Origin of the sequence: Xanthomonas sp. GW (assembly GCF_014236815.1) — a bacterium.
Classification (GTDB): Bacteria; Pseudomonadota; Gammaproteobacteria; order Xanthomonadales; family Xanthomonadaceae; genus Xanthomonas_A.
This window is the reverse complement of record NZ_CP051189.1, coordinates 4693591-4712180: the sequence shown is the minus strand read 5'-3', so window position 1 is coordinate 4712180 and position 18590 is coordinate 4693591. Positions and strand designations below refer to the sequence as shown.

Annotated in this window: 14 protein-coding genes; 5 read left to right on the top strand and 9 right to left on the bottom strand. The window is 70.5% G+C overall.

Going from position 1 to position 18590, the window contains the following annotated elements:
- The first annotated feature begins 166 nt into the window (after nt 1–166).
- A complete protein-coding gene (locus HEP73_RS20360) occupies nt 167–1327 on the top strand; it encodes an XAC2610-related protein (RefSeq protein WP_221899362.1) in 1161 nt (386 codons plus the stop codon).
- A gap of 127 nt (nt 1328–1454) precedes the next feature.
- Here the strand turns inward: HEP73_RS20360 and HEP73_RS20355 are convergent, their stop codons facing one another.
- Nucleotides 1455–3083, bottom strand: coding sequence for a dihydroxyacetone kinase subunit DhaK (locus tag HEP73_RS20355; RefSeq protein WP_185821318.1), 1629 nt, complete (start codon nt 3081–3083; stop codon nt 1455–1457).
- 142 nt (nt 3084–3225) lie between these two features.
- On the opposite strand from HEP73_RS20355, the gene HEP73_RS20350 reads away from it, so the two are divergent.
- Complete coding sequence (locus HEP73_RS20350) at nt 3226–4122, top strand: DUF808 domain-containing protein (RefSeq protein WP_185814289.1); 897 nt, start codon at nt 3226–3228, stop codon at nt 4120–4122.
- Nucleotides 4123–4217: 95 nt separating this feature from the next.
- Here HEP73_RS20350 and HEP73_RS20345 read toward each other — a convergent pair whose 3' ends face one another.
- On the bottom strand, nt 4218–5816 hold the full coding sequence (locus HEP73_RS20345; RefSeq protein WP_185821317.1) for a GGDEF domain-containing protein: 1599 nt from the start codon (nt 5814–5816) through the stop codon (nt 4218–4220).
- A gap of 431 nt (nt 5817–6247) precedes the next feature.
- Nucleotides 6248–7174 carry a carbohydrate kinase family protein gene (locus HEP73_RS20340; protein ID WP_185821316.1) on the bottom strand — a complete coding sequence of 309 codons (927 nt, stop codon included), beginning with the start codon at nt 7172–7174 and terminating at the stop codon, nt 6248–6250.
- 512 nt (nt 7175–7686) lie between these two features.
- On the opposite strand from HEP73_RS20340, the gene HEP73_RS20335 reads away from it, so the two are divergent.
- Nucleotides 7687–8319 (top strand): Rossmann-fold NAD(P)-binding domain-containing protein, encoded by a 633-nt coding sequence (locus HEP73_RS20335; RefSeq protein WP_185821315.1) that lies wholly within the window; start codon nt 7687–7689, stop codon nt 8317–8319.
- Between the two features lie 226 nt (nt 8320–8545).
- On the opposite strand, the gene HEP73_RS20330 is transcribed toward HEP73_RS20335, so the two are convergent.
- Together HEP73_RS20330 and HEP73_RS20325 are read right to left on the bottom strand one after the other, a co-directional pair.
- Entirely contained in the window at nt 8546–9841 is a 1296-nt protein-coding gene (locus HEP73_RS20330; RefSeq protein WP_185821314.1) for a carbohydrate porin, read from the bottom strand.
- 749 nt (nt 9842–10590) lie between these two features.
- A complete protein-coding gene (locus HEP73_RS20325; RefSeq protein ID WP_185821313.1) occupies nt 10591–11352 on the bottom strand; it encodes an SDR family NAD(P)-dependent oxidoreductase in 762 nt (253 codons plus the stop codon).
- A 199-nt stretch (nt 11353–11551) separates the two neighbouring features.
- Between HEP73_RS20325 and HEP73_RS20320 the strand changes: the two genes are divergently transcribed.
- Nucleotides 11552–11875 carry a DUF6172 family protein gene (locus HEP73_RS20320; protein WP_185814283.1) on the top strand — a complete coding sequence of 108 codons (324 nt, stop codon included), beginning with the start codon at nt 11552–11554 and terminating at the stop codon, nt 11873–11875.
- Nucleotides 11876–12133: 258 nt separating this feature from the next.
- Here HEP73_RS20320 and HEP73_RS20315 read toward each other — a convergent pair whose 3' ends face one another.
- Both HEP73_RS20315 and HEP73_RS20310 read right to left on the bottom strand, forming a co-directional pair.
- Nucleotides 12134–13405 (bottom strand): DEAD/DEAH box helicase, encoded by a 1272-nt coding sequence (locus HEP73_RS20315; RefSeq protein WP_185821312.1) that lies wholly within the window; start codon nt 13403–13405, stop codon nt 12134–12136.
- Nucleotides 13406–13828: 423 nt separating this feature from the next.
- Nucleotides 13829–15400: a M4 family metallopeptidase gene (locus HEP73_RS20310; RefSeq protein WP_185821311.1), complete on the bottom strand. Its 1572-nt coding sequence runs from the start codon at nt 15398–15400 to the stop codon at nt 13829–13831.
- 823 nt (nt 15401–16223) lie between these two features.
- Between HEP73_RS20310 and HEP73_RS20305 the strand changes: the two genes are divergently transcribed.
- Nucleotides 16224–16766: a hypothetical protein gene (locus HEP73_RS20305; protein ID WP_255423577.1), complete on the top strand. Its 543-nt coding sequence runs from the start codon at nt 16224–16226 to the stop codon at nt 16764–16766.
- A 51-nt stretch (nt 16767–16817) separates the two neighbouring features.
- Here the strand turns inward: HEP73_RS20305 and HEP73_RS20300 are convergent, their stop codons facing one another.
- Together HEP73_RS20300 and HEP73_RS20295 are read right to left on the bottom strand one after the other, a co-directional pair.
- Entirely contained in the window at nt 16818–18242 is a 1425-nt protein-coding gene (locus tag HEP73_RS20300; protein WP_185821310.1) for a dihydrolipoamide acetyltransferase family protein, read from the bottom strand.
- Entirely contained in the window at nt 18239–18589 is a 351-nt protein-coding gene (locus tag HEP73_RS20295) for an SH3 domain-containing protein (protein ID WP_179569239.1), read from the bottom strand. Before HEP73_RS20295 ends, HEP73_RS20300 begins: the two co-directional genes overlap by 4 nt.
- Nucleotide 18590 lies beyond the last annotated feature (1 nt).

The window sequence follows — 18590 nt, the reverse complement described above, 5'->3', positions numbered from 1 at the left end:
AGGGAATGCGGAGGCCAGTGTGGCCGGGGCCGGGTCGTCGCCCGGTGAATCTGCCGGTGGTGCGGCGGCATTGGGGGACCGGGAGCCGGGAGTGTGCCGGCGCAAGCGTAGTTGCTGCTCTAGACTTCCGCCTCCAGGCACAGGCTGCCACTTCCCAGGACTCGTCATGCTGTTTCCCTCTGCGCGCGCCGTTCCCGTTCCCACGCGTGCCGTGTGGCGCTGCGGCCTGGTCTTGCTGGGCGCGCTGTTGTCGGCGACGGCGGCTGCCGAGACGGACCGCTATGCCGACGAGGGGTTCGATGCGCAGGCGTTCGCCGGCAGCGAACGCGTCACCTACAAGGTCCAGGATTTTTCCGAGCGCTACCGGGCGACGCTGGAGGTGGAGGCGAACGAGGAGGTATTCCGCCCCGGCATCATTCGTGTGTTCGCGCGCGGCGGCACCACGCCGCTGATCGAGGTGGCCTCGCCCGAGCTGGTGCTGGACACCGACGCCAAAGGCGGCAAGGTCAAGGCCAACGTGCACGAACTGCCGTACGGCGAGCAGAGCGTGCTGGTCTATGACGATTTCAATTTCGACGGGATCAAGGACCTGGCGCTGATGGACGGGCAGAACAGCTGCTACCACGGCCCGTCGTACCAGGTGTACCTGGGTACTGCCGATGGCTTCGAGTTGAGTTCGGAGTTCACCGAACTGGCGCAGAGCAATTGCGGCCTGTTTGAGGTGGATGCGAAGGCGCGCGAGATCCACACCATGACCAAGGATGGCTGCTGCTGGCACCAGTCGGCGGTGTACACGGTGCGCAACGGCGAGCTGCTGCTGGAGCGCGAACTGGTCGAGGACGCCACCGGCGCTGCGCCGGGCCTGGCCCAGGAGACGCGCTACCGCGACCAGGGCGGCAAGCGCGTGGCGGAGCAGCACTACCTGTGGGACGAGGACGACAGCATGGCGATGTTGCCGCACAAGATCCTGCTCGAATTTCGCCTCGCCCCCGCCGGCAAGCGCATCGTCGTATTCGCCGCCGCGAGCGACGGCGAGGCCGGAATCCCGTACTACGCGGCGATCGGCGCGCAGCAGCGGGTGGACCTGCTGTATCCGGACGACGCGGGCGAAGGCTTCGACTACGACGCCGACCGGCACGTGCTCGGCTTCGGCCGCGGCGACACCACCTACCGCATCATCGGCGATGCGCAGGGCGTGCCGCAGCGCATGGAGGTCATCGTACGCGGCAAGACCCAGCCGCTGGCCCTGCAGCCCGGCTCGGTGCATGGATCGTTGCAGGCGGTGGCGCAGGCACTGAGCGCCGCACAGGCCGCTGCGGCGCAGTAAGGCGGGCGCCGCGCATCGATGTTCCTGGCGCGCATCGATGTTCCCTGTAGGAGCGGCTTCAGCCGCGACAGGGTCTTCCCGGAGAGTGCCTGTCGCGGCTGAAGCCGCTCCTACAACAGCAAGACGGCTACGGGCCCCACGCCGCGAAGGCGCGTGCCACCGCCTCTGCACCCGGATCGACCACGCCGCGCAGCGCGTCCGCCGGCACCGCGGCCGAACGGCCGGCGCGGGCCTGGGTCAGCTGCGCGGTGGCGTCGGCGCCGGCACGTGCAGCGCGCGCCGCGTCGTCGGTGCTGCCGCCGCGCGCCAGGGCCTCCAGCGCTGGCAGCAGCGCGTCGAGCATGGTCCGGTCGCCCAGTTGCGCGCCGCCGTAGTGCTGCATCCGCGCCACGCCGGCCTGCAGCGCCGGCACCCAGCCGTGCCCGGCCTCCAGTTCGGTGGCGGCGGTGGTGAACAGGATCGACAGCAGCACGCCGCTGGAGCCGCCCATGCTGCGTTCGATCGTCGCCGCCAGGCCGTGCGCCAGCGGCGCGGCCTCGCCGGTCGACAGCGCGTCCTCGTCCAGCGCCTGCTGCAGTGCGCGGGCGCCGGCGGCGAAGGTGCTGCCGGCATCGCCGTCGCCGGTCTGCGCATCGAGCGCGTCCAGCTCCGCCTGCGCGCCGATCAGCGCCTGCGCCACCCGTGCCAGGGCCGCGCCGCGTTGCGGGTCGCGGGCGCCGTGCCGGTGCGCGTCGCTGCGCGACAACGCCGGAGTGAAGTGGGTGGGCGCGTGCGGCACACGCACGCCCGGCCAGCCCAGGGTCTGCACCGGCGATCGCAGCGCGGCGAGCACGTCGGCGTCGGCCGGTGCCAGGGTGATCGAGAAGCCGTGCATGTCCATCGAGGTCATCAGCGCCGCCGGCAGCGTCATCAACGCGATCCGCTCGGTGCCGATGCGCTGCACCGCCAGTCGGGTCAGCACGCCCAGTTCCTGGGTGGAGCAGCCGCCCAGGTCGTTGAGCATCAGCAGCAGCGGCGCATCGGCGCCGTAGCGCGCGTCGGCCTGTTCGAGCAACGGGTCCAGCACCAGCGTCAGCGCTTCCTCGACCGAGGCCGGCTGCACCTTGCGCGTGCCCGGCTCGTTGTGAATGCCCAGGCCCAGTTCCGGCGCGCGGCGGCCGGCGTGCTGGCCGGGCACGGTGCAGCTGGACAGGGCCATGCCCAGCGACAGCAGGCGGTCGGCGAAGGCCTGGCCGCGCCGGGCCAGCTCGGCCAGCGCCACGCCCTCGCGCGCCAGGTGGCCGACGTATTTGTGCACCAGCACGGTGCCGGCGATGCCGCGCGGTTGTGCGGCGTCGGGCAGGGCGATGTCGTCGGCGACCAGTACGCTGGCCACGTCGATGCCTTCGGCGCGGGCGCGCTCGGCGGCCAGGCCGAAGTTGAGCCGGTCGCCGGTGTAGTTCTTGATCACCAGCAGCACTCCGGGCGCGTCGGCGCAGGCGCGGATCGCGGCCAGCACCGCTTCCACGCCGGGCGAGGCGAACAGGTCGCCGGCGATCGCACCGCTGAGCATGCCGGGGCCGACGAAGCCGGCATGCGCCGGTTCGTGGCCGGCACCGCCGCCGGACAGTACTGCGACCTGGGCCGGGTCGCGCTGGGCCTGCAGCACGATGCGGGTACCGCTGGCCGGGTCCGAGCGCAGCAGCGGTTGCAGCGCGGCGACGGCGTCGAGCACGTCGTCGACGATGGCGCGGGGGGCGGTGAGGAACTGGTCCATGGGGGTCCTTGGCGGAGCGGCGGGTCTGTCGCGCACGGTAGCCGAGCCGACGTTATGCGCGGCTGAGGCCGGCGGCGGCGATCACGCACCGGGCGCGCGGAATCGGCGAGAATCCCCACTCACCCCCGAATGGAATCCCCGCATGGCCGGCGCCAGCCTGTTCACCCTGCTCGACGATATCGCCTCGCTGCTCGACGACGTGTCGATCCTGACCAAGGTGGCGGCGAAGAAGACCGCCGGCGTGCTCGGCGACGACCTGGCGCTGAACGCGCAGCAGGTCACCGGGGTCAACGCCGACCGCGAGTTACCGGTGGTGTGGGCGGTGGCCAAGGGCTCGCTGCTCAACAAGGCGATCCTGGTGCCGGCGGCGCTGGCGATCAGCGCCTGGCTGCCGTGGGCGATCACCCCGCTGATGATGATCGGCGGCGCGTTCCTGTGCTTCGAGGGTGTGGAGAAGCTGGCGCACCGCTTCCTGCATTCCAAGGACGAGGATGCGCAGCGCCACGCGCAGCAGCTGCAGGCGCTGGCCGACGAAAAGGTGGACGTGGTCGCGCTGGAGAAGGACAAGGTCAAGGGCGCGATCCGCACCGATTTCATCCTGTCCGCGGAGATCATCGTGCTGTCGCTGGGCGTGGTCGCCGGGGTGCCGTTCTCCCAGCAGGTCATGGTGCTGGTGGCGATCGCGCTGGCGATGACGGTCGGCGTGTACGGCCTGGTCGCCGGCATCGTCAAGCTCGACGACCTGGGCCTGTACCTGACCCGCAAGGGCGCCGCCGCCGCGGCGATCGGCCGCGGCATCCTATGGCTGGCGCCGTGGCTGATGCGGGTGCTGTCGATCGCCGGCACCGCGGCGATGTTCCTGGTCGGCGGCGGCATCCTAGTGCACAGCATCGGCCCGCTGCACCACGCCCTCGAAGGCATCGCACCGCAGGGCGCCTGGGGCAGCGTGGTGCTCAACCTGGGCAATGCGCTGGTCGGCATCGTCGCCGGGGCGTTGGTGCTGGGGGCGGTATTGCTGTTTAAGAAAATCCGGGATTAGGGATTCGGGATTGGGGATTCGCAAAGAGCAGCTCACTCGCTTTTGCGAATCCCCAATGCCCAATCCCCAATCCCGTGCCGGCGCATGCGCCGGCACTAATCCGCTGAAACCACCCGGTTCTTGCCCGCCTTCTTGGCCTCGTACAGGGCGCGGTCGGCGCGCTTGATCAGCACGTCCTGGGTCTCGCCGGGGCGGCGCATTGCCACGCCGGCGCTGAAGCTGACGAACACGCGCTGGTCCTCGTGCACCACCGCGCGCTGGGCCAGCGCGCGCTGCACCCGTGTCACCGCCGCGGACGCTTCGAAGATGGTGCAGTCGGGCATCAGCAGCAGGAATTCCTCGCCGCCGAAGCGCGCGATCGCGTCGCTACCGCGCAAGGTGGTGCGCGCCACTTCGACCACGTGGCGCAACGCGGCGTCGCCGCCGGGATGGCCGTAGATCTCGTTGAGCTTGCGGAAATCGTCCAGGTCCAGCATCGCCACGCACAGCGGCTGGTCGCTGCGCTCGGTGCGCACCAGCTCGCGCGCGAACAGTTCGTCCAGCCCGCGCCGGTTGAGGCTGCCGGTGAGCTGGTCCACCCGCACCAGTCCGCTGACATCCTGCAGCTCCTGTTCCAGGCGCAGGATGCGTTGCTCGGCCGCGTCCACTTCCTGGCGTGCGGCGATCAGGTGGTCGCGCGCGCGCAGCGCCTGCTGCTGCACGTGGCCGGTGTCCTGCAGCACTTCCTGCAGCAGGCGGTTGAGGTCGCCGATGCTGCGCGCGTCGCGGATGGTCTGCGAGTAGTCGGCGATGCGGTCGTGGAACTCGCTGGTGCTGATCGCCATGCCGTCCAGGTTCTCGACGAAGGACACCATCATGTCCTTCATCGCCTCCTTGGATTCGGCGATACCCTGCTTCAGCAGGCCCTGCTTGTAGATCACCTCGCGCAGGCTGCCGCGCGCTTCCTCGATCGAATAGCGGTCCAGCGGGCCGCTGATCATGTCGCGCACCACCGCGATCTGGCCCTGCAGCCAGCTGGTGTCGTCGAGCAGTTCGCCGACGTTTTCCAGCAGCAGGTCGAACAGGCCCAGCAGCAGCGTCTGCTGCTCCTGGCTGTCGCTGGCGCGCAGCGCGATCTGGTGGCACAGCTCGCGCACGCGCTGCGCCACCGGCTCCAGCGGCAGGCCCGGGCGCCATTGGCGCAGCGCCTCGCCGGTGGCCTCCGATTCGTTGGCCAGTTCCGGCAGGTTGTGCAGCAGCGAGGCCAGCGCGCCGGCGATCGCCTGGCGCAGCAGGTCGCGCAGGCGTTCGGTGTCGCTGGGCCCGGCCAGCGGATCGCCGACGTCGATGGTGCGGATGTACTTGTCGATCAGCTGGCGCAGCGCGCGGCCGTAGCTGGGCCAGTCGCCGCTGGCGGCCGCCGATTGTAGGCGCCGGCCCATGTCGCCGAGTTCGCCGTGCAGGCCGGCCATGCCGTCGGCGAAGGCGCCGAGCAGCTCCAGCGGCTGGTGGGCGTGGTTGAACAGGCGGATCAGCGCCGCGGTGGCCGCGGCCGGATCGGCGTGCTCGCCCGGCGCCGCCTGCGCAGCACCATGCGCGCCATGCGCGCCATGCCGCGCCACCGCGGAAGCGGCCGGTGCCGCCGGTTCGCGCCGGCGCGGCGACAACAGCTTGCGCAGCCCGCCCGTCGGCGGCTCGTCGCGTTGATCCGGCATGCGGACGCTTCCTCCAAGAGAACGCACCGCCCTGCCGCAAACGCGGCGCCCATGGCGATACTCAGGAACAGGATATCGGCGCTGGCGGCGTGCGCTTGAGCCGGCGGCGCGCGCCCTACGATCGTCCCGGCGTGGACGAATGTCCACTTGCTCGCTTTCTTGCCGCGTAGACGCCAAGCGCTGCAGGCATCTCCCATCGCGCCGTTCCTGCGCGTGCACGAGGCAAGAGAGAACCGGGATGTGCGAAATGTCTACGCTCGGGCGATGACGTAGCGCCGCGGGTGCACAAGCGCGGCCCTGCGGGGCGCGCCTGTTCAGGGCGGCAGCAGGCGCGCGGCCCGACCTGACCATCGATCGGGCGCTGCGCATGCAGCACCGGCTGGCATCCCGGCAGATCCCACGCGGCCCTGCGCGGGGTTCGGTGGCGCGCCCTAGAGCGCGGCGCGGACCTCGTCCAGGCTGGGCGGGTTGGCGCCGGCGCGGGTGCAGTTGATCGCCGCCGCGGCCACGCAGAAGTCCAGCAAGCGCTGCAGCGCCGGCGCCGACGGGTCCAGCGCGGCGAGCGCGGCCAGGTCGGGCAACTGGTGCAGCAGCGCGGCCTGGAAGCTGTCGCCGGCGCCGACGGTATCGGCCACCTGCACCGCGCGCCCGGCCACGCGCGCCTCGGCGTCGCCGCGCCAGGCCACTGCGCCATCGCCGCCCAGGGTCATCACCACCAGCGACGGACCCTGCTGCAGCCAGCTGCGCGCGATCGCGAACGGATCCTGCTGCGGATACAGCAGCTCGATGTCTTCCTGGCTGACCTTGACCACGTGCGCCAGCGCGATCCAGCGCGCCAGCCGCGCGCGCCACACCGCCATGTCCGGCTCCACCGTCGGCCGCACGTTAGGATCCAGCGAGATCAGCCGCTGCGCGCGTTCGCGCTCGGCCAGGGCCTGGAAGGTGCTGGCTGTGGTCTCGGCGACCAGGGTGTAGGAGCCGAAATGCAGGCCGCCGACCGTAGCATCGAGCGCCGGCAGGTCGGCCGCGGTCAGCGCGCGGTCGGCGCAGCCGGTGCCGTAGAACGAATAATTGGGCACGCCCTGCGCGTCCAGCGCGACCATCACCAGGGTGGTCGCCTCGCGCTTGTCGATGCAGTGCTGCAGCGCCACGCCCTCGCGTTCCAGGGTGCTGCGCAGCTGGCGGCCGAGCGGGTCGGTGGACAGGCCGGTGAACAGCGCCGACGGCGTGCCGAGCCGGGCCAGGCCGATCGCCACGTTGAACGGCGAGCCGCCCTGGCGCGCGGTCATGCCGACCGAGGTGCCGGCGTAGCCGTCGATGAAGATGTCGTACAGGGCCTCTCCACACACCACGAACATCGAACGGCTCCTCGGTTGGCTGCAGCGGCGCCGGGGCGGCGCGATGGGCGGCTATTGTGGCGTACAAGCTGCGGCGCGGCGACCATGTACGGCGCTGCGGGCTGGTGGCTGCTTGTGTAGGCATGCTGCTTTTGTGCCGGGGTGCGAGGCTGCTCCCGTACCCTCATCCGCCCCTTCGGGGCACCTTCTCCCGATGGGAGAAGGAACAGCCGCCTTAGCCCCTCTCCCGCCGGGAGAGGGGTTGGGGTGAGGGTACGGCGCGAAGCGTCTCGCGGAGTGTGGGTACGCGAGGCTACGCCCGTACCCTCATCCGCCCCTTCGGGCACCTTCTCCCGATGGGAGAAGGAACAGCCGACTAGCCCCTCTCCCGTCGGGAGAGGGGTTGGGGTGAGGGTACGGCGCGAAGCGTCTCGTGGATCCGGGCACCGCTCGCACGCGCGCCCCGACCGCACCTTGCCCATGCGCCTGCGATCGGCGTAGTTTCATCCATCCATCGCGCAAGGGCGCTTTCGATGAAGATCCTGCTCGCCGGCGCCACCGGCCTGGTCGGCTCGCATGTGCTGGCGCAGTTGCTTGCCGCGCCGGAATGCAGTGCGGTGGTCGCGCCGACCCGGCGCGCGCTGGATGTCGTGCACGCCAAGCTGGACAACCCGTTGGTCGATTTCGAGCGCTTGCCGGTGCAAGCACCGTGGTGGCAGGTTGACGCGGCGATCTGCGCGCTCGGCACCACCATGCAGCAGGCCGGCTCGCGCGAGGCGTTTCGCCGCGTCGATCACGCCTACCCGCTGGCCATCGCGCGGCTGGCGCGGCAGCACGGCGCCACCGCGTTCGCGCTGAATTCGGCATTCGGCGCCGATCCGCGCTCGCGCCTGTTCTACAACCGGGTCAAGGGCGAACTGGAGCGCGACCTGCAGGCGCTGGGCTTCGCCTCGCTCACGTTGGTACGCCCGGGCCTGATCGGCGGCGAGCGCGCGCAGCCGCGTGCGGCCGAGCGCGCCGCCGCCGTCGTGCTCGGGATGCTCGGGCCGCTGCTGCCGCGGCGCTACCGGATCAACCCCGCCGCGCGCATCGCCGCCGCGCTGGTGGACAGCGCGTTGCGGCCGCAGGTCGGCTGCCAGGTGATCGGTTCCGAACGACTGGTCTGATTGCGAGGCGGGCTACGGCCCGTCAACGCTATCGAGGTAGGCCATGTCGCCGTGCGCTGTGCCGCGACCCGCAGGCGATGCCGCCGCATCGCACTGACCGAAGTGCGATGCGGCGGCGGCCTTCCATGCAGGTAGCGTCGCCGTGCTCCCACGGCTCCCGCTCGCGCGTGCCGCGCCGTCATGGCGCCGCGCAACGTCGTCATCGACGCGGCGCGGCACGCGGCGATCAGAAGTTCATGCTGACGCGCAGGCCGCCGACCACGCCATTGTTGTCCTTGATCCCGTTGGCGTTGCGGATGTACTGCAGGTTCGGCATCAGCGACAGCGCCGGGGTGATGGCGTACTGGTAGTTCAGTTCCAGCGGATATTCGTATTCCTGCACGCCCACCGCCGCCGCGCCGGCCGGCAGCGCGGCGTTGTAGCGGCGCTGCGCAGCGCCGAGGCGTTCGCTGACGCGGGTACGGCCGGCGGCAAAGCCGATGCGGTCGTAAGGACGCGAGGCGAACGGCGCGTCCAGCCACGCGCCCAGCTGCAGCATCTGGTCGATGCGGTCGGTGTCCTTGTCGGCCTGCACCCAGTTGCCGAACAGGCGCAGCGTGCCGCCGCCGGGCGCGCGCCACAACACCTGCTCGGCCATGGCGTAGTAGCCACTTTCGCTGTCCATCGTCGCGGTGGCGTTGGCGCTGATGTCCGACGGCAGGCCGCTGACGGTGACGGTGTTGCGGTAGTCGGCGCTGTTGCGCCAGCCGCCGACGCGGTAGTGGCCCTGCAGGCCGTCGCCGAAGCTGGGCAGGTATTCGATCTCGGCCACCACCAGCGTGCCCTTGCTGTCGCCGTCGGTGCGCAGTTTCAGGCCCTGGTCGCGGTCCAGGTTGTTCGGGTTGACGTCGTAGGCGCCGAGCTTGAAGCGCCAGGCGTCGTTGGGCTTGAACGCGACCACCGCGCCGTACTGGCTGATCGGATCGACGTACCAGCCGTTGCTGACGTAGCCGGGCAGGCCGCCGCAGAAGCTCAGGTTCTGGAACTTGCAGGAGAACGAGAAGAAATCGCCGTTGGCGTAGAGGCGGCCGAGCTTGATGCTGAGGCGGTCGTCGAACAGGTCCTGGGTCAGCGAGAACTGGCTCAGGCGCGTCACCGAGCCGCGGCCGTGGATCTCCTGCACCGCCAGCAGGTTGGGAAAGCCGGCCGTGTCGTTGAGCGAGTCGCCGTTGCGGTTGGCCACTTCGACCTTGAAGGTGGCGCCGCGCCAGGCCCACAGCTTGTCCAGGTCGAAGGTGCCGGCCAGGAAGAACTGGTCGGCATAGGCGTAGGTATCGTCGCGGCTGCCGCCGGAGTTGTTGTGCGCGAATTCGCCGGTGTAGGACAGGCGCAGGTCCACGCCGCTGTCGACCAGCCGGGTGCGCGCGCCGCCCCAATCCCCGGTCAGGGTCTTGGCCGGATCGAAATCCTGCGCCGCGGCCTGCGCGCAGCACAGCGCTGCCGACAGCGCCGCCAGGGTGAGGCATGGGGTCTTCTTGTTCATGGGCGACTCGCTTTGTGCGGGGCCGGCGGGTGCGCGCGGCCGGTCATGGAGAGGACGCCGGCGCGGCGGATGCCGCGCGGCACAGGGCGGCGAACGGCACCTGGATGGCGGCGGTCGTGGCGGTGCGTGGTCTGAGGTTGAGGTGTGCAGGGCGACAGGATCCGCGGGCATGCCGTTGGAGGCGGGAAGCTTTACGGATGACGGTGTCGGTGCACGGATGGAACACATGGCCTCCCGGTCGCCCATCGCGACGCGCTGCGCTGGGCTGGATGAACGTGGATACAACCCCTGTGACCGGAGCATAGCGTCGCCACGTTCGTTTGATGTTCGTTATTTTTCGAATTAGAACTTTCTTGTTTTTCTTTGTTCAGGATTGGCGGCGATCGCCAAATCCCGTGCGTGGTCCTCTGCCCCGTCGTGCCTTGCGTGGCGCGGGTTCCTGGCGCTCGAGTGGGGTGCGCTGCGACTTTCGCTTATCGCCGCTGCCGCTTCGGGGAGGGGCGGCGCGGGGCATGTTTTGCTGCATCGCAGCGTCCGGAATGGGCGCAGAAGCCGCCGCGATGGCGCGGGCTGTGTGGCGTACCTCCACGACGGCTGCTGCAGGGCCGGGTTGCTGGCGTCTGTCATCCCTGCCGGGTCGGCCCACCGCCGCATCCGCCTGGCAATGTCTTCCTGCCGCACGAGCGGTGCCGCTGTTGGAGATGCGTTGCAGCGCGGAGCCGCTTGCCCGGCCGACGCCGCAGCGTGGTTCAGGCGCCCAGCGACTGCCCGCCATCCACCGCCAGCACCTGCCCGGTGATCCAGCGCGCCTGCGGCGAGGCCAGGAACAGTGCGGCGTTGCTGACGTCCTCGAGCGCGCCGAAGTCGCCGAACGGAATGGCGGCGCGGATGCGCCGGTACAGCTCCGGCTGTTGCGCGCGGCGCTGGTCCCACAGCCCGCCGGGGAATTCGATCGAGCCGGGCGCGATCGCATTGACCCGGATCCGTTCGCGCGCCAGTTCGGCGGCCAGGGTGGTCGTGTAGTAGTTCAGCGCGGCCTTGGCCGCCGAGTACGCCGGCACCCGCGGCGTCGGCCGCAGTGCGTTGATCGAGCTGATGTTGAGGATGCAGGCGCGGCTGCTGGCGCGCAGCAGCGGCAGCGCGGCGCGGTTGCAGCGCACCGCGGCCATCAGGTCGATGTCGAACCCGGCCTGCCAGCTGGCGTCGTCGTCGCCATGGCCGTAACCGGAGGCGTTGTTGACCACCACGTCGATGCCGCCCAGGGTGTCGGCCGCGTGTGCCACCCAGCGCTGGATCTGCGCCGGATCGGCCAGGTCGCAGGTCAGCCGCGACACCGGATGGCCGTGGCGGAGCAACTGCTCGGCCGCCTCGGTCAGGCCGGCGGGATTGCGCGCGCAGATCGCCAGTGCGGCGCCGTGGCGGGCGAAGGCGTCGGCGATCGCCAGGCCGATGCCGCGGCTGGCGCCGGCGACGAGGACGCGGCAGCCCGCGAAGGCGGAAGGGTCGGTCATCGGCAGCTCCTGCGGCGGCGCCGGCATGCGCCGGGCACCGATTATCGGCCAATCCGCAGCGCGGGGCCGGGTTCTGGCACCATGGCGGCCCGCCGCGCATGCAGGCGGCCGGCCGCAGGGCCTGCCCACGCGCCGCCGCCCGCGGCCAGCGCCGCGCATGCCGGCCGCCGCGTTCCCTCTTTTCAGGATCCTCCCCGCAGTGAAGAAGACCTACCAGCTCCGCATCGAAGGCAAGCACCCCGACCGCCTGCTCGACGCCAGCAAGCACGACATCCGCAAGTACATCCGCCGCGAACGCCGCAAGGCCTTGCCGGCCGGCGCCGACTACTGGGACTTCGACACGCTGTTCGGCGCCGAGGAAGCCAGCGCCGCGGTGGTGCCGCCGGCCGAGTTGCTGCGTTCGATCGACGCGCTGGTCGCCACGGGCGGCACCCAGTTCTATGTGGAAATCCGCAGCAAGCCGGGCAAGCGCACGCCGCGGCCGCAGGGCGATGCCGCGGTGGCCGATCCGTTCGACGATTGAACGTGGGTCGCGCCGCTCCTGTTTGGAGTGGATGCGGGTGGCCTTCGGGTCATCGGCCGCGGTGATTGATACGGGGGCGTTCGGTTGCTGTCGCGGCTGAAGCCGCTCCTACAGAAGCTGGCCGAAGGAACTGTAGGAGCGGCTTCAGCCGCGACCGACAGGATCGACGCGCGCAATGCATTAAACAGCTCGCGACCAGCGCTGTGCGAAACAGCGCGCATCTCGGACCACCGAACGCGACCAGCGCCGCGAACGCGCTCACCCCTTCGCTGGCAGCCCACCGCCGCCCTGCGCAGTCGCCGCACGCAGCTTGTCTTTCTTGCTCGGGCGCTTGCCCTTGATGCCGCCGGTCTGCGGCGCTGCCTCGGCGGCGGGCGCGGCCGTGTGCGTCGGTTCGAAACCGGCGATGCGCTCGCGCGGCACGCGCAGGTGCTGGCGCTTTTCGATCAGGCGCAGGTGCGCCTCGCTGGCCGCATCGACGAAGCTCACCGCCAGGCCGTCGGCACCGGCGCGCCCGGTGCGGCCGATGCGGTGGGTGTAGTCGGCGGTGGCGCGCGGCAGGTCGTAGTTGACCACCACCGGCAGCTGCGCGATGTCCAGGCCGCGCGCGGCCACGTCGGTGGCCACCAGGACCTGCACCTGGCCGCTCCGGAAGCCGGCCAGCGCCTGGTTGCGGCGGCCCTGGCTCAGTTCGCCATGGAACGGCTGCGCCAGCACGCCGGCCTTGCCCAGCTTCTCGGCCAGATTGTCGGCGCCGCGCTGGCTGGCCACGAACACCAGCGCCTGCGGCCAGGCCTCGCTGTGCAGCAGGTGCCGCAGCAGCGCAGTGCGCTGCCCGCTGTCCACTTCGATCGCACGCTGGCGGATCGTCGCCGGGGCCGCGGCGGCCGCGTCCTCGCCGATGCGTCGCGGTCCGCGCATCAGGCGTTGCGCAAGCACTTCCACCTCGGCCGGGAAGGTGGCCGAGAACAGCAGGGTCTGCCGACGCCGCGGCAACAGCGCCAGGATACGGCCCAGTTCCGCTTCGAAGCCCAGCGCCAGCAGGCGGTCGGCTTCGTCCAGCACCAGGGTGCCCACCGCGCCCAGATCCACGGCGTTGTGCGCGACCAGGTCGAGCAGTCGGCCCGGGGTGGCCACGACGATGTCGGCACCGCCGCGCAGCTTCAGCATCTGCGGATTGATCGAGGCGCCGCCGGCGACTGTGGACACCTTGACCCGCCGCGGCAGGTAGCGGCCCAGCGCCTGCAAGGTGTCGCCGACCTGCGCGGCCAGCTCGCGGGTCGGTACCAGCACCAGGCCGCGCACGCGGCGGCTGGCCGGCGCCAGCGCCGCGCGCTGCAGCAGCGGTAGCGCGAAGGCCGCGGTCTTGCCCGAACCGGTCGCGGCGCAGGCCAGTAGGTCGTCGCCGCGCAGGATCGGCGCGATCGCCTGCGCCTGGATCGCGGTGGGCGCGGTATAGCCGGCGGCGTCGAGCGCGCGGGAAAACGCGGGCAGCAGCTCGGGGGCGAGGCCCAGCGTGGTGAATGGCATGCAGCGAGGTCCGGAAGGTGGGCGGCGAAACCGATGTCGCCGCGATGCTCCGCGGCGGACGTAGCCGCGCAGCCTACCCGCAGCCGCACGCCTATGCGAGGCGCACGCGCCTGCGGGTGTCCGATGGCCGCTATTCGAGAGATGGTCAGTCCGGGGTAGCGGGCAGCTGCGGCATGCCCTGGCGTCGTGCGGGAAACGGCCGCGCCAACCGCTGCTCGCGGGCAAGGCGACGCGCGGAAAACCTGGCGTCGTGCCCTCGATCATTGCCGAACCGGTCGTGCGTGGAAGCGAGGCGCGCATGCACCTCGCCATGCGCATCGGCGATCACGCAGTGCGCGGGCTCGCCTGCAACGCCGCGTTGCCATGCCGCCGCACGGTCACCCACCTGGGGTGGCCGTGCGGCAGGCAGTACCGGCGCCGCGCTTACTGGCAGGTCACGCCGACCGCACTGAACGCGGCCGTCACCGCCGCCACCGGACGGCCCAGGTCGCTGGCCGCGGTGCGCACGCCGCAGGCGCCGCTGTTGAAGCTGGTGCTCGGGGTCCAATACAGGCGGTTGGCGCGGGCGAAGACCTCGAAGGCGGTGCGCGTGTTCCAGCCGGAGGTGGTGGCCAGTTTGTAGAACGCCTTGTTGTAGACACCGGAGGAGTAGTGCACGTCCAGCCCGCTGCGGTAGTTGGCGGCGTTGTCGATCGAGGATCCGTCCTGCGGCGGATTGGCCATGTAGCGCAGCGCGCCGTTGGACTTGAAGATCTCCGGGCCGACCAGGAAATCGTTGCTGCCCTTGAGGTAGTACTCGGTGGCCTCGCCGGCGATGTCCGAATACGCCTCGTTGATGCCGCCGGACTGGCCGGAGTAGGTGAGGCCGGAATTCTGCTCGGTGAAGCCATGCGAGACCTCATGCCCGGCGACGTCGATGCTGACCAGCGGATAGAAACGGGTGTTGCCGTCGCCGAAGGTCATCGTCGACCCGTTCCAGAACGCGTTCTCGTAGCGCGTGCTGTAGTGCACCCGCATCACCAGCTGGAAGCTCAGCGGCGCCACCCCGGCATAGGCGCGGTACATCTTCTCGATGATGCCGCCGAAGTAGTGCGCGTCGTTGATCGGCGAGTAGGCGCCGTTGATGGCCTTGTAGGTGTTGCGCGGGCAGGCGAACTGGTAGGCGGTGCTGCCGGAGGTGCCGCCGTTTAGGTTCACCGACTTGACCGTGCTGTTCTGCATGCGGCAGTTGTTGTCCACCTCGAGGAAGCCGTGGATACTGCCGCTGGTGCCGTATTCGTACTGCCCGGTCTTGGCGTTGCCGCCAGGGCCGGTGGCATCGCGGGTGGTCAGGCCGTCCCATTGCCGCAGGATCGCGCCGCTGCGCGCATCGACGATCACGAACGGCCGGGTCGGCTCGCCGCCCTGCGGCGCGTCGGCGAAGAACGACACCACGTAGGCCATGTGCGCGCGGTCGTCATCGTCCAGGTAGACCATCTGCGGCGCCTGCGCGCGCTCGATGCGGCGCGCGGCCAGCGCATCGCCGAGTGCGGCGCGCTTGGCTACGTCCAGCGCGCGGCTGGCCGGCAACAATGCGTTGGCGGCGGCCGTGGTCGTGGCCGGCAGCTCGCTGGCCAGGCCCGCCACCGAGCGTCCGAACAGGCTGCGCACGCTGCCGTCGCCGCGCTCGCTGACGACGACATGCTCGCCCCAGACCGGCACGCCGCGGAAGGTCTGTTGGTAGCGGCTGTGCACGGTACCGTCGTCGTCGGTGCTGCTGCTCAGCAGGGTCAGCGCGGACTCGGCATCCAGGCCGATCAGTTCGGCGTGGCGCACTGCGGCCGCGGCGGGAACGCCGCCAAGGCTGGTGGTGGCGGCCTTGTGCTGCACGTTGAGCGTGCCGAGATCCTTGCCGTGCAGGTCCACGCGCTCGGCCGCCGTGGCGGAGGTGGCGGCGAGGGCGAGCAGCAACGGCGACAGCAGCGCGAGCGGGCGGTGGCGGATGGACTGGGGCATCTTCGTGTTCCTCGCAAGTGATAGGGAATGTCGAGCCGGCGCGGCTGCGCATGGCGGCCACGGGTGGTTGCGGTTGTGTGCGGAAGTGCGTCGGCGTTGCGGCCAATGGCGCGGTGCCGTCCCCCTGGCAACGACCATAACGACGTGGTTACGGGCCGTGGTAGACAGCGTTTGTTCAGGCTTTCGATCTGGGATGGCGAGCCTGGTGTGCGGCTCTCACGCGCGCCAAGGCGGCACGCGTGCCGAGCGTGCGGCGTCAACGGTGTGGCTGCATCTGTGCCAAACAAACCCAAGGTTAGTGCGCAAAAGCGCTGAAAAAGATAATCCGGCTACCTTCATTCGGTAGATACACAAGCGGCGCTGCAGTGTGATCGAGGTGAGCTTTTGGGAGGTCGCAAAAAATGCAGAAAATCAGCTGTTTCCCGGCGAATTGCGCACAGTGCGGAAGCTTGATTTACGTACTTTCGCGTACTGTAAAAAGGTTGGCGTACGGCCTTCGCGGTGGGAATGCAGTTAATCGGTAGACATGGGCGATCCAAAATGCGTGGCGAGTCACCTTTGGGAGTATTGGCGATTGCCATCGCGGAGTGCGGATTGCTATATATCGGCCGCGTTTAGTCGGCACGGTGTTGGGTGCCGACGCGTGTCTTTCCTCCCCCGGGATCGCAACGCTATGACCTCTTCGCCCCTGCGACCGAGCTCGGCTGCATTCGCCGCGGCGGTGCGCGCGTACCGGCAGCGGCGTTGGCCCATCGCCGCGGCGCGCCGTCGTCTGCGCGGATGCCTCGCGCGCAGCGTGCTGGGTATAGCGTGTGCCGTTGTCGTGCTGGCTGCGCCACCGCTGTCGGCGCAGGCGCCGGATATCCGCGCGCTGCGGCAGGCCGCCACCGGCGCGCGTTTCAGCTTCGGCCATTCCACCTATCGGCTGATCCCTGGCGCGGTGGTGCGGCTGCGCGCCGAAGATGGCCTGCGCGATCGGCGCACGGCGCCTGTCGCCGACGGGGTGGTGGCGCAGATCGGTCCGTACGCGATCCTGCTCGGGCGCGATGCGCACAACGCGGCGCCGGCGTCGCGCGATCCTTCCACGCAGGACGAACGGCTGGTCGCGGCGATCAACGAGCTGACCGAGCAGACCGTGCTGGTCGCGCCCAAGCTGAAGCTGTTCGGCACCACGCCGGCGGTGGTCGAAGCGCTGGCGCACCGGACCGGCGGCACCCTGGTCTACGCCTCGGCTATCGACGGCAGTGCGGTGATCGGCTACGGCTCGGTCGAGGCCGCGCATGCGGCGTTGGTGCAGTTGCAGCAGGCCCGCGGCGTGGCCGAGGTGGCGCTGCAGGTGATCCAGGCCTTCGACGAGCGCAACTGATTCGGCATCACGGCTGCCGCCGCCTCGTTGCGAGGCGGCGGCGCAGTTCGCTCAGCCCGGCAGGGCCAGGTCGTCGATCATCGCGCGCAGGAAGCGTGCCGCTTCGCCGCCGGTGCAGGCGCGATGGTCGAAGCTCAGCGACAGCGGCAGCAGCTTGTGCGTTTCCACGCCGCCCATCACCGGCACCAGTTGGTGGCGGGCGCGGCCGGCGGCGACGATCGCCACGCACGGCGGCACCACGATCGGGGTGGCGTAGCGGCCGGCGAACATGCCGAAGTTGGACAGCGAGATGGTGTAGCCGCTCAGTTCGGAGGCGGCGATGCTGCGCGTCTCCACCTGCTGGCGCAGGCGGTTGACGCCTTCGCGGATGCCGCGCGCATCGAGCATGTCGGCGTTGCGCAGCGCCGGCACGAACAGGCCGTCGTCGGTGTCCACGGCGATGCCGATGTCGACCTGCGCGTGCAAGGTGCGGGTCAGCGCGTCGCCGTCGAACCAGGCATTGAGCGCGGGCACCGCCTGGCAGGCGGCGACGATCGCGCGCACCAGGCGCACGGTCATGTCGTTGCCGGGCGCCCAGGCGTGGACGTCGGCGTCGTCGTTGAGCGTGGTCAGCACCACTTCGCGATGCGCCTGCGCCATCACCCGCGCCATGTTGCGGCGCACGCCCTTGAGCGGCTCGGGCTGGCCGTGCGCGGTGGTGCCGGGCGGCTGGGTACGCATGGGCTTGCCGGTGGTGGACAGTGGCGTGCGCGAGGGTGCTGCTGGTGTTGGTGCCGGTGCAGGAGAGGCTTCAGCCGCGGCTTGCGATTGGCGTGTGGTCGCGGCTGAAGCCGCTCCTACAACGGCTGTACCGTCGGCGGCGGCCTGCTTTACGTCGGCCAGGGTCACTGCGCCGTCGCCGCCGCTGGCGCGCACCCGCGCCAGGTCCACGCCGAGTTTCTTCGCCAGCGCGCGCACCGCCGGCATCGCGCGCACGCCGCCGACCGAGACGCTGCGCTCGCTGTGCACGGCGTTGGAGCTCTGCATTGCGCCGACCACGGTACCGGCGTCGTCGCGTGCGCCATCGCCTGGCGCCGCGTCGGCATCGCGCAGTTCGCCGCCGTCGTCGGAGGCGATGACGCGGTCGTTGTCGCCGGGCGCATCGGCGCCGGCGCCCTTGCCGGGACTGGTCGGCGCGGCGCCACCGTGGTGATGGCCGGTGTCCTGGCCTTCGGCGCGCTGCGGCATGTTGGCGTCGGGCGCGAACTGCGCCAGCATGCTGCCGGTGACGACGATGTCGCCCGGCGCGCCGGCCAGCTTCAGCACCTTGCCGGACACCGGCGAGGGCACTTCGACCACCGCCTTGGCGGTTTCCATCGACACCAGCGGCTCGTCGAGCTGGATGGTGTCGCCTTCCTTGACGAACCATTCGACGATGGTGGCGTCGGGCAGGCCTTCGCCCAGGTCGGGCAGATTGAAGTTCTTGGTTTGGCTCATGTGGTCTCTTCCAGCAGTTCCAGGTCGCGCGCCGGCAGCCAGCCCTGCACGCCATCGGCGCGCTCGGCCCACCACCAGTCGCCGTATTCGTAATGCAGGGTCACGGTGTCGCCCTGCACGGCATCCAGTTCGCGCGCGTCGTAGTCGCGCAGCGCTTCGGCGTGGCCGTCGCCGGTGGCGCGCAGCCAGGCCAGCGGCGCCCAGCCGGCGTTGCCGGCCGCGGTCGTGGTCCACACGAACGCGGGCCATTCCTCGTCGCGCACGCCCAGCACCACCCGCTCGCCGGCGGCGAAGCGGATCGGGTGCGGGTAGGCGGCGCGGTAGTCGCTGAGCAGGCGCGCCTGCATG